The sequence below is a fragment of the bacterium genome, assembly GCA_030646995.1.
In the GTDB taxonomy this organism is placed as follows: Bacteria; Patescibacteriota; Minisyncoccia; order UBA6257; family WO2-44-18; genus JAUSKF01.
The window spans coordinates 49,425-64,564 of record JAUSKF010000006.1 but is presented as its reverse complement, the minus strand read 5'-3'; the positions used below and the strand labels follow the sequence as shown (position 1 = coordinate 64,564).

General features: G+C 45.6%; 14 protein-coding genes. 2 read left to right on the top strand and 12 right to left on the bottom strand.

Annotation, left to right across the window (positions count from 1 at the left end; translation table 11 throughout):
• Positions 1-2: 2 nt before the first annotated feature.
• Genes Q7S83_03630 through Q7S83_03595 form a run of 8 tightly spaced genes read right to left on the bottom strand, consistent with a single transcriptional unit; the run spans position 3 to position 8,265 of the window.
• Positions 3-227, bottom strand: a complete 225-nt coding sequence (locus Q7S83_03630) for a hypothetical protein (GenBank protein MDO8467200.1) — start codon at positions 225-227, stop codon at positions 3-5.
• 47 nt (positions 228-274) lie between these two features.
• A complete protein-coding gene (locus Q7S83_03625; protein MDO8467199.1) occupies positions 275-751 on the bottom strand; it encodes a GNAT family N-acetyltransferase in 477 nt (158 codons plus the stop codon).
• Between the two features lie 18 nt (positions 752-769).
• Complete coding sequence (locus Q7S83_03620) at positions 770-2,119, bottom strand: CDP-glycerol glycerophosphotransferase family protein (GenBank protein ID MDO8467198.1); 1,350 nt, start codon at positions 2,117-2,119, stop codon at positions 770-772.
• Complete coding sequence (gene rfbH, locus Q7S83_03615; GenBank protein MDO8467197.1) at positions 2,119-3,423, bottom strand: lipopolysaccharide biosynthesis protein RfbH; 1,305 nt, start codon at positions 3,421-3,423, stop codon at positions 2,119-2,121. Before rfbH ends, Q7S83_03620 begins: the two co-directional genes overlap by 1 nt.
• A gap of 1 nt (position 3,424) precedes the next feature.
• Positions 3,425-4,591, bottom strand: a complete 1,167-nt coding sequence (locus tag Q7S83_03610; GenBank protein ID MDO8467196.1) for a pyridoxal phosphate-dependent aminotransferase — start codon at positions 4,589-4,591, stop codon at positions 3,425-3,427.
• Positions 4,591-6,369 carry a thiamine pyrophosphate-binding protein gene (locus Q7S83_03605; protein MDO8467195.1) on the bottom strand — a complete coding sequence of 593 codons (1,779 nt, stop codon included), beginning with the start codon at positions 6,367-6,369 and terminating at the stop codon, positions 4,591-4,593. The genes Q7S83_03610 and Q7S83_03605 overlap by 1 nt, the downstream gene beginning before the upstream one ends.
• Positions 6,369-7,319 (bottom strand): glycosyltransferase family 2 protein, encoded by a 951-nt coding sequence (locus Q7S83_03600; protein ID MDO8467194.1) that lies wholly within the window; start codon positions 7,317-7,319, stop codon positions 6,369-6,371. The genes Q7S83_03605 and Q7S83_03600 overlap by 1 nt, the downstream gene beginning before the upstream one ends.
• Positions 7,312-8,265, bottom strand: a complete 954-nt coding sequence (locus Q7S83_03595) for an NAD-dependent epimerase/dehydratase family protein (protein MDO8467193.1) — start codon at positions 8,263-8,265, stop codon at positions 7,312-7,314. Before Q7S83_03595 ends, Q7S83_03600 begins: the two co-directional genes overlap by 8 nt.
• A 100-nt stretch (positions 8,266-8,365) precedes the next feature.
• Between Q7S83_03595 and Q7S83_03590 the strand changes: the two genes are divergently transcribed.
• A complete protein-coding gene (locus tag Q7S83_03590; protein MDO8467192.1) occupies positions 8,366-9,037 on the top strand; it encodes a hypothetical protein in 672 nt (223 codons plus the stop codon).
• Positions 9,038-9,103: 66 nt separating this feature from the next.
• On the top strand, positions 9,104-10,159 hold the full coding sequence (locus tag Q7S83_03585) for an SDR family oxidoreductase (protein MDO8467191.1): 1,056 nt from the start codon (positions 9,104-9,106) through the stop codon (positions 10,157-10,159).
• Here Q7S83_03585 and Q7S83_03580 read toward each other — a convergent pair.
• Genes Q7S83_03580 through Q7S83_03565 form a run of 4 tightly spaced genes read right to left on the bottom strand, consistent with a single transcriptional unit; the run spans position 10,156 to position 15,133 of the window.
• A complete protein-coding gene (locus Q7S83_03580; protein MDO8467190.1) occupies positions 10,156-10,959 on the bottom strand; it encodes a glucose-1-phosphate cytidylyltransferase in 804 nt (267 codons plus the stop codon). The two genes, Q7S83_03585 and Q7S83_03580, sit on opposite strands and share 4 nt — an antisense overlap.
• A 53-nt stretch (positions 10,960-11,012) precedes the next feature.
• Positions 11,013-12,845: a hypothetical protein gene (locus Q7S83_03575; protein ID MDO8467189.1), complete on the bottom strand. Its 1,833-nt coding sequence runs from the start codon at positions 12,843-12,845 to the stop codon at positions 11,013-11,015.
• Positions 12,829-13,770 (bottom strand): polysaccharide deacetylase family protein, encoded by a 942-nt coding sequence (locus tag Q7S83_03570; GenBank protein ID MDO8467188.1) that lies wholly within the window; start codon positions 13,768-13,770, stop codon positions 12,829-12,831. Before Q7S83_03570 ends, Q7S83_03575 begins: the two co-directional genes overlap by 17 nt.
• Before the next feature lie 10 nt (positions 13,771-13,780).
• Positions 13,781-15,133 (bottom strand): hypothetical protein, encoded by a 1,353-nt coding sequence (locus Q7S83_03565; protein MDO8467187.1) that lies wholly within the window; start codon positions 15,131-15,133, stop codon positions 13,781-13,783.
• Positions 15,134-15,140 lie beyond the last annotated feature (7 nt).

Here is a 15,140-nt window from a genome sequence, read left to right as displayed (position 1 = left end):
TTTTAAGAGGTTAACGATTCGCGATCCAATGCCTGCAGGACATCTTCTCGCTTGGCGATTGCGGAACTGGCCACCAAATCCAGCCCGCCACGAAAGCTCCGAGACTCCAAGGCTTCCCGAATCACGGGATGCTGAACTTCACTTACCAAGCTGACCACTTCGTGGCCGTCGGGATAACGCAGGATAATCAGGTTGTCCTTGCGCCGCTTGAGCTTTATATACTCCATAATTTCCCTAAGACTATGCAACAAAATCAGGAAAAATCCAATACACCCTATAGATTCTTACCCCTCTTAAGGTTGGGCTTTGGTAGGTGCAAGTTGATGCGGTAATAATTAGTTTCCTTCAAAAAAAACCCCATTTTCTTATACATGGCGTTGGCAGCTTCGCGCGCCGGATTAGTCGTAAGACTGATGTGCTTCGCCATCCTTTTCTTCGCTAAGGCGATCAACTTTTCGGTCAGCTTAGCTCCAATACCCATTCCACGATAATCGGAATCCACTACCACGTCCTCAACCATCGCCAAAAGACCAGTAGGGACTCGAGCAAAAGTGACGGCAGCCATCCCCGCGATCCTTTTCTTAATGCTGTCTCTGGCCACCACCAGATTGCAATTGTCCTTCTCGTTCAAAACTTTCTGGAATTCTTTCTTTGATAACAAATGAGGTTTTTCGGCAATTTGAGGAAGGAGCCGATTAATATCAGCTCGATCCCGGTCACTGTATTTCCTTAATATTTCAAATGAGATCATTGGTTTAATAGTATCGTTTTAAATACGGTTTAGCAAAAAATCCGCCACCCGCTTTCCCGCCTTACCGTCCTGTGCGCCGCATTGCTCCGCGACTAAACGACGGCGCCCCTCACGATCCGATGAAGGATCCGCAAAATAAGCATTCAGCTGATCAATTAATTCATCGTCATTCTTAACCAACCGGACGGCGCCGGTATTGAGCACGGACCGATAGTGATCCACCTCGTAAGCCCAGAGGATGAAATTTCGGGGATGCGGGCGCCGCTCATATGCAATGTTAATCACCGGCTTATCAAAAATCGCCGCATCTATCATCATCGTTGAAGGATACCCGACCACGACATCACTGCTAGTAATTGTGTCGGCTAGGATCCGGAAATCGTCCTCATTCATATCCCAATCCGATCCACGTTTCAAAGAGAATCTTCGTCCCGGTGTTTGAATAACTACACCATTTGGAAATTTTCCCTCCGCGACAATCTCATCATTAGGCGGGAATCGAAAAATCAGCTGAGTCGGAAATTTCAAACGTTTATCCGATAACAGATCGGCAAAAAATTTCATCATATCGGCATCATCATCACTGGCGGCGCGACCGACTGGAAGATACAAAATGGTTTTTTTATCGGGGTCAAGGCCGATCTCTTGCAAAAAGCGATCGCGCGGAGCCCTGGTCCCGGTCTTATACCGATCGAAGTGGGGTATGCCGGAAACGAAGATGCGACCAGCTGGCATATCGGCATAAATAATCGCATCTTTTTTCACTGAATCGTTATGAACAATCATCCAATCCGGAAGCAAACGGATCATTGCTCTGGCGGTCAGTTTATCCCAGGAATTGATCAATCCGACGCTGACAACTCCACGACGGCGCGCCTCCCGAATCACTGCGGTCTCTGTGCCACCAAAAAGATGTGCTGATAGGACTAGATCCGGATCGTATTGATCAAAATACTTTTTAAAAAACTGGTCAGAAACCAACCGCCAGTCCAACCAGCGAACTATCCGGCGAACAAAATTGCGCGCGAACAGCCGATTGATCAGCCACCGCCGATAAAATTTCAGATAACTATGTTCTTTGAAAAACAGGATATCTCTTTTAATATCAACCGTGGCAGTATTAATTAGATTGAATTTGGCTGCACCAAAAAATTTCTGAATGCCGCGAGCGTGATATTCCCCAACGACCTCATAGATCACGTTCGGACCGTTAAATTCCTTTTGATAATAATTCCTTTTCTCTTCACTGTCGGTAAAAAGAACCAGCCGAACATCCGGACGACCAACCAATTCCTTATATATATCGGTTCGGAGAATATTACGCGCCTCCACTCCTTGGAAGATCGTAATAAAAATGGTCTTTGTCATTATTTATACTTCGCCAAAAACGACTTCAAGACTTTCCCCATATATTCCCTCCTCTCATTATCAATCGCCTGATGGACTCCGACCCAAACGGAATTACTCAAAACGTAATCCGTGCTGGCAAGATTCCCAGCTTTAAACTTTACCTTATATATCTGGAAGTACGGCTGCTTGATAACGTTGCCGGCGAGGAACATACGGGTACCAACGTTGTGTTTGTGCAAATAATCCACGAATTCCTTACGAGTAAATGGGCAATCCGGCTTCAGGGTCATTAAAAATCCAAACCAAGAAGGCGCTGCGGATTTTTCCATGCCCGGCAAAATAAAGAACTTTTTATACGGGCTCATCAACTTATACAAATATTGGAAATTGCTTTCCCGACGTTTCGCGAACTCTCCGATCTTTCCGAGTTGAACTAAACCCAGCGCGGCCTGCATATCGGTCAGGCGCAGGTTGTAGCCGATCTCGGAGAAGATAAATTTATCATCGTAATCAGCCGGAAGCTTGCTGTGCTTAACCGTTCCCAGGCCTTTGTTGCGTCGGATATCCTCGCCAGTCTTGAACCAATATTCCCGACCCCAATCACGGAATGAACGCACGATGGCGGCCAGCCGCTCATCATTGGTCATTATCGCTCCTCCTTCTCCGCTGGTTATGTGGTGTGCGGCATAAAAACTGAAGGTGGACAAGTCGCCGAAGCTGCCGACGCGCTTCCCACCGAATTTCGCCCCCAGAGCATCGCAACAATCCTCTATCAGCCAGGCTTTATGTTTTTTGCAAAGCTTCTGAACGGCTGCCACGTTAAATGGATTGCCGAGATGGTGAGGAAGGAACACAGCTTTAGTTTTTTTAGAGAAAGCTTTCTCTAATTTTCCAATATCCACGTTGGCAGTCGCGAGATCAATATCCACGAAAACCGGGATGGCTTGATGAAGAATTATCGGATTAATAGTGGTTGGGAATCCGGCTGCCAAAGTAATCACTTCATCTCCCGGTTTCAAGCGTCGTTCGCCCAGATGATAAGAAGTCAGCGCGGAAATAGCCAGAAGATTGGCCGAAGATCCGGAATTGGTGGTAACGCAATGTTTGACGCCTACGAATTCGGCCAACTGCTTCTCAAAAGCCGCCGCGAACCGTCCCTCGGTCCACCAACCATCCAAAACGGCTTCCGTCATCAAAACCATCTCCTGATAATCAAAAGATTTTCCCGAAGCGGGAATATGTGTTTCGCCGGGAACGAATTTCTTCCCCGCGAAGTTCTTCTGGTAATACTTTTTTATGAAACCCGCTATTTCTTTATCCATTTTATTTTTTTGACAGCGCTTCTTTCATCCGGCGAAGCCCTTCTTCAATATTAGACAAAGAGGTGGCAAAGGTAACACGTAAATATCCCTCGCCGTGCGGCCCAAAATCAGTGCCGGGCAACAGCGCAACGTTGGCCTTTTCTAAAATAAATTCCGCAAATTCTTTGCTGGTCATTCCGGTTTTCTGAATATTCGGAAATGCATAAAAAGCTCCATCGGGATCTATGCAGGAAACTCCAGGCAATTCATTAAATCCTTTAATCATCACATCCTTTCTCTTTCGATACTCATCCATCATCACTTTTATACTGCTCTGATCTCCGGAAAGGGCCTCAACGCCTGCCAATTGAATAAATGGGGGCACATTGGAAATGACCGTCTGAATCATTAATCCTAATTTTTCAGCGATTGGCTTCGGAGCAATAGAATAACCCAGACGCCAGCCAGTCATTGCATAAGCCTTTGAAAATCCATCCAAAATAATCACCCGTTCCTGGCAACGGTCGTTGGCCGAAATGGAGCTAAAGGGCAAGTCGTAAGTCATTTTTTTATAAACCTCGTCGCTCAAGATATAAAAATTATGCTTCTCCGCCAGCTTGTAGATGGCCGTCAAATTCTCCTTGGTCATCATCGCCCCGGTCGGATTACTAGGAGAAGTGAGAATTACCAACCGAGTTTTTGGAGTAATCGCTTTTTCCAGATCGGCCGCCGCTAGCCGAAAATTATTCTTTTCAAATACCGGAACGGTGACGGCCTTTACGCCGATGAAGTCAAAAGTAGAAAAATATGAAGAATAGCCCGGCTCTGCTACAATCACTTCTTCACCGGGATTAACCAACGCCCGGACGGTAAAATAAATAAAAGAAATCGCTGGGGCAACGACGACCTGCTCACGCTCCGGCCTCCAACCCAGATCTTTTTCGGTGGAATCGCAGATAGCATCGCGTAGCTGGGCCATACCGGAAGAATTCACATAGTGAGTTTCTCCGGCCTTCAAAGCATCGATTGCCGCATCGGTAATACGCTGAGGCGTGGAAAAATCGGGATCGCCTATTTCAAAATGGATGATCTTCTTGCCGGACTTTTCCAGCTCCTGCACCCGCGCCATCATTTTGAACATCGGGCTGCCAACTAAATTTTTTGCGTCTTTAGAAAATTGATGCTCCATTATCTTGGTTCGTCCAACGGCTTCACGATCATATTTTTCTTAAACTCCTCGCGCGGCAAATAAGGCATCAAGTCTTCAATCGATTTTCCGAATTCCAATTTCGGCATCAACTTTTGCCCTTCATCCAACAACACATCACATAGAACTGCCTCCTTAGAGGCCAGCACCTCCTTAATCTTTTTCCGTAACTCCTGATGATTATTAATAGAAACAGTCTTTAGCCCGTATGCTTGAGCAACTTTAATAAAATCCGGACAGCTATAGCCTTTGTCCGAGGAAGAAGCCTCGTGTCGGCCACCAAAATACATATCCTGGAATTGCTTGATGATTCCGTAAGAGTGATTATTCAAAATAAATATCTTGATTGGAATCTTATAGTGAGCAACGGTTTGCAGTTCGTGAATATTCATCTGGAAACTGCCGTCACCGATGATACAAATCACCGGACGTTTGTGGTCGGCGGCATAAGAAGCGCCAATCGCCGCCGGGAAAGAATAACCCATCGGAGAATTCCCGAAGGCCGAAAAAAGCATCTGGCCTTCTTTCAGCTGCCAAGACTGCATTGTCCAAGTAAGGTTGCCTCCGTCATCGGGAAGGACGATTGAATTCGCCGCGGCTTCTTCGGAAAGAGTTTTAGCGAAAACATAGGAATTAACGCTGCCCTTTTGCTTTTCATATTCAGGGAGAACTGTAGGATATTTCACTTTCCATTCAGCCGCCTTTTTCAGCCATGAATCAATCTTGGGAATTTTTATATCTTTAAGAGATTGATTCATCTCTTTCAAAAATAACTTAGCGTCGGCGCAAATCTCAACATCAGGAGTCAGACCTCGGCGCTTATCCAGCTCAGACTGATCAATGTCCACAACAATTTTTTTTGCCTCTCTGGCAAAAGTAGCCGGACGGCCGCCGGTTTGCCTTGTATCCAAACGAGAACCCACGCTAATTATCAAATCAGCATTTTGCACGGCAAAGTTAGCTCCTCGGTTTCCATAAACTCCGAATTGCCCTACCAACATTTTATGGTTGTGCGGCACTAGGTCAAATCCGCTCCAAGAGGTAACTACCGGGAAGCCGGTTTTCTTAATGAATTCCAAAAGCTCAGCATTGCCCTTAGCTAACTTAATTCCCCCACCCGCAAGGATTACCGGGCGCTGGGATTTCGCAACCAATGCCAAGGCGGATTTAATTTTCTTTTTTAAAACCGCATCCACAGTTTTTTCTTTCGGCGCGTTAAAACCCCTGAGTTTCGCTGGGTCAATTTCCTGCCGCTGGACATCCATCGGCACATCAATCAGAACCGGTCCGGGCCGGCCTTCTTTGGCCATATAAAAAGCTTTGTCTAAGTAATATTTTATTTTCAAATGATCATCCACTAATACTGCGTACTTAGTGATTGGCTTCACCATGCTGACAATGTCGGTTTCCTGGAAACCGACCTGCCGCGCTCCGCTCTTTCCTTTTGACTCTCCGCGATTGACCTGCCCCGTGATATAAACCGTCGGGATAGAATCAAACCAAGCGCAACACATTCCGGTAATTAAATTAGTCGCTCCCGGCCCACTGGTCGCCATCGCCACTCCAATATTTCCGGTAACACGCGCGTAAGCCTCTGCCGCCATCGCCGCCGGCTGTTCGTGTTGGGTGCACACATAATCAATGCCCTTTATGTTTCGAAAAGAGTCCACGATGTGCGCCACCGCTCCTCCGGTTACCAAAAAAACATCCTTCACCCCTTGGTCGCGTAGATATTCAATTAAATAGTCGGATAACTTCATTATTTTCTTTTATCGTTAATAATCTCCCGAATTACATACTTCGGCCGACCCTTCACTTCTTCAAAAATTCTTCCAAGATATTCGCCCAAGATTGCCAGAGAAATCATTTGCACACTGCCGATAAACAAAACAATCATTAAGATTGTCAGGAATCCGGAAGGCGCGGGATCAATAATGGACCAAATCGGGTAAATAATTCCTGCCGCCACCAAAATAAAGAAAGCGAAAACAGCCAGATAAGTGATCAGGGAAAGTGGGTAATAAGAAAAGGAGAAGATTCCTTTGCGGAAGGTGTAAAAATAACGCGAAATCTTTTGCGTACTCACTCCTGCTTGGCGGTCGGCTCGCTTGTACGGTATTCCGGTCTGCTTAAAGCCTACCCAAGCCCGTAATCCACGCACGAACCGGTCGCGCTCCGGCAGCTGATTGAAGACGTCCACCACCTTTCGGTCCATCAAGCCGAAATCTCCCGCGTCCACCGGCATATGGATATAAGACATTTTGTTAAAGACACGATAGAACAACTTAGAACCTAGCTTCATTACCAAGCTGGCATCGCGCTTCGCCCGGATGCCATAAACAACATCATTGCCTTCCAACCATTTCTGCACGAATTCTTTTATCAACTCCGGAGGATCTTGGATGTCACCGTCTATCCAGATCACGGCGTCGCCGGAGGCATATTCGGTACCGGCCGAAAAAGAAGAATCGGAAGTTCCGAAATTCCTGGCCATTAATATGGCGGAAACGGATTTGTCCTGCGCCGCCAGCTCTTTATAGATCTGCGGCGAACTATCAGTGCTGTTGTTATCAACGTAGATAAATTCGTAGTGAGGGGTGATGTCTTTAAAAACGTTAATCAGCCGGTCGTATAAGGTCCGGATGTTTGCCTCCTCGTTGTAGCAGGCAATCACTACGGAAATTTTCTTTTGTGTCAGATGGTTATTCATAAGATTTAAGATTCTCCCTAAACCAAGTAATAGTCTTTTCCAGCCCCTCTTCCAGCGAACGCTTGGGTTGCCACCCCAACAACTTTTTGGCTTTCGTGATGTCCGCCTGCCAACTCGGAGACTCTCCCAGCCTCGGCTGACCCGGCTCCTTACGGATAGTGTTGGTAAACTTGCCTATTTCTTTTAGCTTCTCGCACAGGGACGGAATGCCAATCTCTATGCCACTGCCGATATTGAGCACCTGGCCGCGAAGCGCTTCCGCTTTGCTCATACATTGTAGATAGGCATCAATCACATCGTCAATATAAATAAAGTCGCGCACAGCTGTGGGGTTACTAAGGATCAATTCCTCATTTTTTATTCCCCCGCTTACAGCAATCGCCATAAAACGCTTGGCATCGTCGTGCGAGCCGAACGGAGAGAAAAGCCGCAAAGTCACGATCGGCTTTTTGTGGGTCGCAGCGACTGCCTGGCCGTATAAAGTGGCGGCCAACTTGGTGATCCCATACATATTTGAAGGTTGACACACATCACCCTCTTTCATCGCTTCATTTTTGGGACCGTATTCACTTGAACTTCCAGTGTTAACGAACAAAGAATATTCGAGATCATTAGTTGCCTCCACCAAATTTAAGAATCCGCCCAAATTTATTTTCAAAAGATCTTGATCAGGTAAAGACTTCCCTCCATAAACCCCGGCGGTTGCCAAATGGAATATAAAGTTCGGCCTCACCTCTTCCATCAGTTTTACTAATCCTTCTCTATCAGTCAGGTCCACATTATGCGCTTTCAGTTTCGGCAAAATGTCCGCTATCCTCCACGGATCGGACTTTGTTCTCAATAAGATATGGGTCTGATATCCCTCATTGGTCAATCTCTGCACCAAATGAGAACCCACAAAACCGGTCGCCCCGGTCACTAAAACCGCTTTCGGTTCACTTAACATACTCCGATATTTTACGATAAAATCGGCTTTCTTTCAACCTTGACATTACTGGTTTTTTGATTTATTATTTCCCACAGAACCCCAACAAAGGAGGTGGCCCGTGAAGTGGGAGCCGACAAGCGCCGAAATGATGAAGGCCGTGCTGATGGTCCTCATGGACAAGGAGAAGAAAACCGACTGTCTGTTCTGGCATGGGAGCCCGACCACCAGCACCGCACACAACCGAGAGGCCGCAATCACAATCGGTCGGTTCTACAAAGAGAAGATGACGAAGAATATTTTCTTGAACGGCCATTCGCATCTAGTCTGCAGCTTGCGCGGCCTCGCCTATCCCGGCCTAGAAGTATTTACCGATGAACTAGAGCGCTGTGGAGTTAGGCGTGATGACATCAGCATAATCGCAGGAGCCGATCACACCGCTGCCGAATCGGAAACTTTGCTGAAGATGATGCACGATCAAGATCTTAGAGCAGTGACAATCGTTACTGCTCCACATCACCAACTCCGCTGTTTCCTGCAAATCATCGCCTCGATGAAAAAGTTGGGCATCTTCGTGAAGGCGTACAATCGCACTTTCCACGTAGTGGATTGGAGCAAACCGCTCGCGAAACCGCTACTCGGTGGCGGAACGATGGACGGGACGCTCGTAGACCACGTACAGGGTGAATACGACCGAATCGTGAAGTACGCTCAAAAGGACGGCGTCGACTTCACTCCAAACGCCACCATCCCCGAGATGTTTGAATATCTTAGAATTCGCGACGAAATGTAAAAACAAAGCCCCGACAAAATCGGGGCTTTATATTTTCCAGTTTTTGTTTCATAATCATTGCGCTATATGGATAAGCTAAAAAAGGTGCTGGTAACCGGCAGTAATGGCTATATTGGCTCTCTGCTGGTGCCGTTATTGCAGGAAAAAGGATACGAAGTGCTCGGCGTGGATGCCGGCTATTTTGACGACCCGGAATGCGTTTTCAAAAAGACCGCCAATTTTACCGCCATTAAAAAAGACGTGCGGGATATCAATGAAAGCGACCTCTCCAGCGTAGATGCCATCTGCCATCTGGCCGCCCTCTCTAACGATCCGATGGGAGCACTAGACTCCCAGCTCACAATGGACATCAACCTCAACGGCTCCATCCGGCTCGCCAAGCTCGCCAAAGAATCAGGCGTAAAAAAATTCCTCTTCTCTTCTTCTTGTAGTATCTATGGAGCTCTCGGCGGAGAAAAACCAGTGGACGAAGAAACGCCCACCGACCCACGAACAGCTTATGCAATATCAAAAGTAGAATTTGAAAAAGTATTAAAAGGAATGGCCGATGAAAAATTCTGCCCGATAATCCTCCGTAACGCCACCGCCTATGGCTCTTCCAGCAAGCTTCGCCTAGACATAGTGCTGAATAATTTCGCCGCCAATGCCTTCTCGGCTGGCGAGGTGAAAATCTTGAGCGACGGAACTCCGTGGAGGCCGATGATTCACGCAGAAGATATCGCTCGGCTATTCGTGGCCTTTCTGGAGACTCCGGAAGAAAAAGTGCGCGGAGAAGCGATTAATTGCGGCCAGGATAAAGAAAACTATCAAGTCAAAGAAATAGCGCAGATAGTTCAAGGAGTCTTCCCAAAGGCCAAAATTTCCCTATCGGACAAGCCCGATAAAGATTCCCGCAGTTATCGAGTGTCTTTCCAAAAACTGCAGAAAATACTTCCAGATTTCAAATTTAAATGGGACCTGAAAAAAGCGGCGGAAGAACTACGGGATGATTTCCAAAAACATGGATTACCGGAAAAACCCTTAGAACAGCGGCATTTCATTCGTCTTAAGCAAATCAATCACCTGAAAGACAAGAAGGAGATTGACGAAAAACTCTACTGGAATAAAACGACCGAAGTTTAAACTTCGGTCGTTTTATTTTCCCAAACCATCCACGGACGATTACCGGAGGCATACATCACATTCAAATCTTCTAAGTGCTTCATCGTATCTACACAGTACCAGAATCCGTGATGCTCATAGATTGCCAACTGACCTTCCCGCGATAATTTTTCCATCGGTTCTTTTTCCAAAATGCAGTCCTCGTCTTTTTTCACGTAGTCAAAAACTTTCTTGTTTAATATATAAAATCCGCCGTTGATGAAGGCCTTGGAGCGGGGCTTCTCTTTGAAGGCCGCCACTAATCCATCTTGCGGCTCAATGACACCAAAAGGATTAATCCAATTCACTCCGGAAAGTGTAGCCACCTTCCCCTTCTGCTTGTGGTAGGCCACCGCAGCGTTGATATCAATGTCCGCGACGCCATCGCCGTAGGTCAACAAAAACTCTTCGTCATTGCCAATGAAATCTTTTATTTTAGCGAGGCGGGAGCCGGTATTGGAATTCAGGCCGGTATTCACGAAGGTGATATTCCAGTCATCCGCCAAACCACGCTTGTTGTGATGAGTAATCACTTTCGGTCCGGAACCAAGCTTCAGGGTGAAATCGTTGGCCGCTTCATCAAGGCCAAGAAAATAATCCTTAATCATTTCGCCTTTATAACCCAGGCAAAGCACAAAATCCCTGAACCCATAGTGGGCGTAGGTTTTCATAATATGCCAAAGAATCGGCATCTCGCCGATAGTTACTAATGGCTTAGGTTTGTGCTCGGTTTCCTCGCGGAGCCGCATTCCTTTCCCGCCGCACAAGATAACTACTTTCATACCCTGAATACTAGACCATTTAGCCCAAAAAAATCAACCTACGCAAAGATCTTCTAGCGCTTAATTTTATAAATCTCTACCGAGGTATTTTTATAAACCAATTCCAACCGAGAATCTTTCTTTGGATCAATTGTGGAAAATTGCCTCTCGAGCGGCCCATAATAGACATAATTCGCCCCCAAGTTATCCCAATCAGCTCGAATTTTCCGATACTTACGAGAAAGTTCGGCAATCTTTTCTTCCGGTACCGCCTTAGAGCCCGTCAGGTGCTTAAAATAAGAGGAGTACAGAAACCCTGAAGCTCCCTCGATGTTCACGAGCGCAGGGTTCCAATCGCAAAGATATTTACAATCTAATCCCACGCCCCCTCTTAATCGCTTCTCCACTACATCCACACTCACTCCAAAAACTTTATTGGCAATCAAAAAAAGGTCTTCCAGTTTTTCGTTGGTTATTGGGATAACGCCACCTGATGGCAAAAACGGCCGCGCCGAACTGAATGCCGTGGAATAAATAGTCGTGATGATAGAAGGCGAAATAATCTTTGGTTCTTTCAGGTTTTCATCCATCCATCGCCAAGATTCCAACAAATCCTCCGGCATCGCGTACTGAACCAGCGACTCCGGGTCAGGCCTCACAAAGCCGGCCACGTTCACCGCCTTTTTCGCCACAAGTAGAACCATCAGCAAAGCGAGTGCTATCGGCAACGCCTTTTTGAAATTTGGATAACGAGCCGAAGCTCTCTTCGCTAGATGATAAATGATCTCAAATATCATCAATGCCAAGATTGGATCTACGGCTCTAGACCAATGATCTGGATGCGGTACGAATCCTGTAATCACCTGAACATTCAACGCCACCACTCCGGACAACAACGCCACCCAGTAAAAAACCGCTCGTTTTTTTTCATTCTCTTTCTTCCAAAGAACCGCGTAAATCAAAATCGCCATTCCGGCGTAAATCAAATAATATGGCCACCACTGCCAACCGACACCGTGTCCAAAATCCACCCCCACCCGCTTAATAAACTCGTCATACCCCGGCAACCGACTTAACCGAAACTGATTAACTACATATGGGATACTTATCACAATAAAAACGCCGATCAGTCCAAGGAAATTTTTTATCAAAGCTTTTTCATGGCGCCACAAGAGTAGTGACGCTACCAACAACAACCCGCCCACCACCACCCAATAGGCCCAGAAGTGAAAGTAGGTGTAGAAAAGCAGCCCGGAAACAAACCCGGTTAAAACCGCCGTCTTGGCGCTCGGTCTTTTCCAAAAGATCAACAACGAAGCGATGGCCGGAAGGTAAATTAAGCTGGTAATCAGGGGGTGATCAACCCGGGAGAAGAATAAAAGCGGTAGCAGGGTCTGGATGCCGGGATAAAAATTCTTCAATACGATATTTGCAAAATATGAAGGGCCTAAAAATATTTGCGAGGTTACTAAAAATATAGGAGTTAGAATTCCAGTCAAAGCCATAAAAACCGACCAAAGCTTATTGCGATCAAAAACAATCCAGCCCAACCAAAAGAAGAACAGAAAGGTAATCGCCGGAAAAATAAACAACGCGGCCAAATAAGCCCCGGTCACGTCTCCGAATATTCGGATCAATACCGACAAAATCACCGGTGGAAGAGGCGGATAAATATTGGGGAGCTGCTGGTCAAAATAAAGATCGGCAGGCGGAATATGGCCTTCAGCGGCCTCGCGAGCAAACTGGAAATAGACTTCTCCCCCATCATGCAGCTGGTTGAATTGAGCCAATACGAAAGTACGACCGGAATTTTCCACAGCGCGCTTGATTAGGAGTTGAGGTGCTAGATAAAGCACCCCAACTAACACTGCCAAACCCAGAATTAAAAAACTAAATCTTTTGCTCATCCAAATACTCTTTTATATCTATCGTATCATACCGAGGGATCGTCAACGGACTATCGGTGCTCTCTATTTTTTTCCGCTGAATAGTCACCGCTAAATCAAAACCCTCCTCTCGCAGAACCCGTTCGGCCACCGCGCTAGAACGCCCATGCGGATAGGAAAACCATTTGGGATAAGCGCCGATGATCCCTGATAAAATTTCTTTGGAAAGTTTTACGTCTTTTCGCAAAAAAGATTCATCGTCTCCTGACATAGAATAATGACCATGGGAGTGCGAACCGATTTGCATGCCCCCATCCAGCAAAGCCTTGATTTCTTCTCGATTTAAAAATAAATGGCTACTGATTTTTTCCTCGTTCAATTTATTAATCTTAAATCCATAACGCAAAAACTGACTCCGCACATCTTCCGGCAAGGCGATCATTGTTTCTTTGAAATTAGCCATTGCTACTCCTTCATGCATCCTACGCTCTGTTAAACGACGGTCCTTGGGAATGATATATTGGTTTTTTAGGTCTGGATAAAACTCACCTATGAAAGTATGGAAAAGATCGATAATCTGATCAGCGGTAAATCTAGAAAGTAAAATATGGATCTTGTGAGCTGCGGGTAGACGATGCTCGAATACAGAGGTAATGATAAAGAAAGTAGCCGTTGCCTGATATTTCTGGAGGATTGGAAAAGCATTAACATAATTGTCTTTCAGGCCATCATCGAAAGTAATAGCACAAAACTTCCCCTCCTTACCGGAAACCGCGGCCTGATAAATCTCTCCCAAGTTGACTATTTTAAAATTCTTTGACAAATAACTGATCTGACGATCAAACTCAGCAATCGAACAGGGAGAAATTCCCGCCGACTTAGGGCGCGGATCTTCCACGTAGTGGTAGTTAACAATGATATATTTATCTTTCGATAAATCAGACATATTTTTAAGTTTAAATATTTAAATATTTAAATATTGCGCTTAGCGCGTCTACGCTACGTTTATATGATAAACCATCAGTGAATTGTACATACTTATCCACGATTGCTAACCGCTGCTCCCTTCCTGATTCCGGATGCTCTAAGTATTGATTAATAAGGATCGGTAAGTCCTCGTCAGTCTTCGCTAACTTTATCGCTCCACTTTCATAAATTGGTTGATAATGGTTGAACTCATAGGCCAAGGCGAAGCGATCCAAATAGCCAATGTTGATGACCGGCTTATCGAAAATACAGGCCTCAATGGTGATCGTAGAAGCATAATTGATGTTCAGATCGGTATATTTCAAAGAATATTTAAGGTTCAGCAGGTCGGTATAGCTCATTTCTACATTTTGACCGGACCTTTCCAAGCAAAGATCGGGAATATTCTTGAATTCCGAATAGTTCTCTATCAAATCCAAGGGATGGATTCGGATCAAGAAATTAACGTAGGGGATTTTTTTGGAATCCCTCAATTTGATCAGATCATTAATATATTTTTTCTGGAACGGGTAAGCCTTAGTAACCGTAGTGTGAAAAACGGTTTTATTCTCTGGGTTCAATCCCTTGGACTCCAAAAAAGTTTTCCGCGTTGGCTCTTCTTTACCTGCTCCGATCACAGCGTCGGAGTCATCAAAATATGGGTCAAATCTCAAAGTACCCGACACAGAAACTTTTTCAGGAGAATATTTATGTATATTAATAGCTTCTTGCCGCATCACCTCATTCCAAGCGATCAACCAATCGGTTTTGCGGATATGCTTGGAATTCATAGTCAGGTTATCCCAGCTAAAGTTAACCGCTACCGACGGCAAGCCGGAGCGCTTCGCTAAAACAACTAATTCCGCCTCTAGAGGAGAAAAGCCCGGCGTAGCGGTAATCAGTAGATCCGGTTTATACTCCGAAAGTAAAGAATTGAATTGGGGGGAGATGGGGCAGTATTTTAATTCCCATTTTGTAAAAAAATCAGCGGTCAAAAAATATTTGAACGGCAAACCAATCATGCGAACCACCCTTCTCTTCCAGTTATTGGCATAGTTGGGGCGCTTATAAAAATGCTTGATCGAAATTAAGTAATCAAACTCATTGATTAGGGCAACGCGCAAAAATTTCATTCGGCCCCAAAAACGCGGATTCTCTATATCACGCTTTATGTATGCAACATTTGAAGACTGGAAATATCCTCGCTCCTTAGCCTCGGCGGCATCAAACATTTCGCTCAAAACCACTACTTTATATTTCTGAGCCAAATACTCTATATATTTTGTCCGTAAAAGGTCCGAGGAAAATACCGCGTGCGGCACCGCTAAAAAGACTGTCTTCATTCATTCA

Coding starts and splice junctions, on each gene's coding strand:
- Q7S83_03620 (MDO8467198.1), bottom strand. CDS start 2,119: ATGACAAAGACCATTTTTATTACGATCTTCCAAGGAGTGGAGGCGCGT.
- Q7S83_03600 (MDO8467194.1), bottom strand. CDS start 7,319: ATGAATAACCATCTGACACAAAAGAAAATTTCCGTAGTGATTGCCTGC.
- Q7S83_03585 (MDO8467191.1), top strand. CDS start 9,104: ATGGATAAGCTAAAAAAGGTGCTGGTAACCGGCAGTAATGGCTATATT.
- Q7S83_03625 (MDO8467199.1), bottom strand. CDS start 751: ATGATCTCATTTGAAATATTAAGGAAATACAGTGACCGGGATCGAGCT.
- Q7S83_03595 (MDO8467193.1), bottom strand. CDS start 8,265: ATGTTAAGTGAACCGAAAGCGGTTTTAGTGACCGGGGCGACCGGTTTT.
- Q7S83_03570 (MDO8467188.1), bottom strand. CDS start 13,770: ATGTCTGATTTATCGAAAGATAAATATATCATTGTTAACTACCACTAC.
- rfbH (MDO8467197.1), bottom strand. CDS start 3,423: ATGGATAAAGAAATAGCGGGTTTCATAAAAAAGTATTACCAGAAGAAC.
- Q7S83_03580 (MDO8467190.1), bottom strand. CDS start 10,959: ATGAAAGTAGTTATCTTGTGCGGCGGGAAAGGAATGCGGCTCCGCGAG.
- Q7S83_03565 (MDO8467187.1), bottom strand. CDS start 15,133: ATGAAGACAGTCTTTTTAGCGGTGCCGCACGCGGTATTTTCCTCGGAC.
- Q7S83_03630 (MDO8467200.1), bottom strand. CDS start 227: ATGGAGTATATAAAGCTCAAGCGGCGCAAGGACAACCTGATTATCCTG.
- Q7S83_03610 (MDO8467196.1), bottom strand. CDS start 4,591: ATGGAGCATCAATTTTCTAAAGACGCAAAAAATTTAGTTGGCAGCCCG.
- Q7S83_03575 (MDO8467189.1), bottom strand. CDS start 12,845: ATGAGCAAAAGATTTAGTTTTTTAATTCTGGGTTTGGCAGTGTTAGTT.
- Q7S83_03605 (MDO8467195.1), bottom strand. CDS start 6,369: ATGAAGTTATCCGACTATTTAATTGAATATCTACGCGACCAAGGGGTG.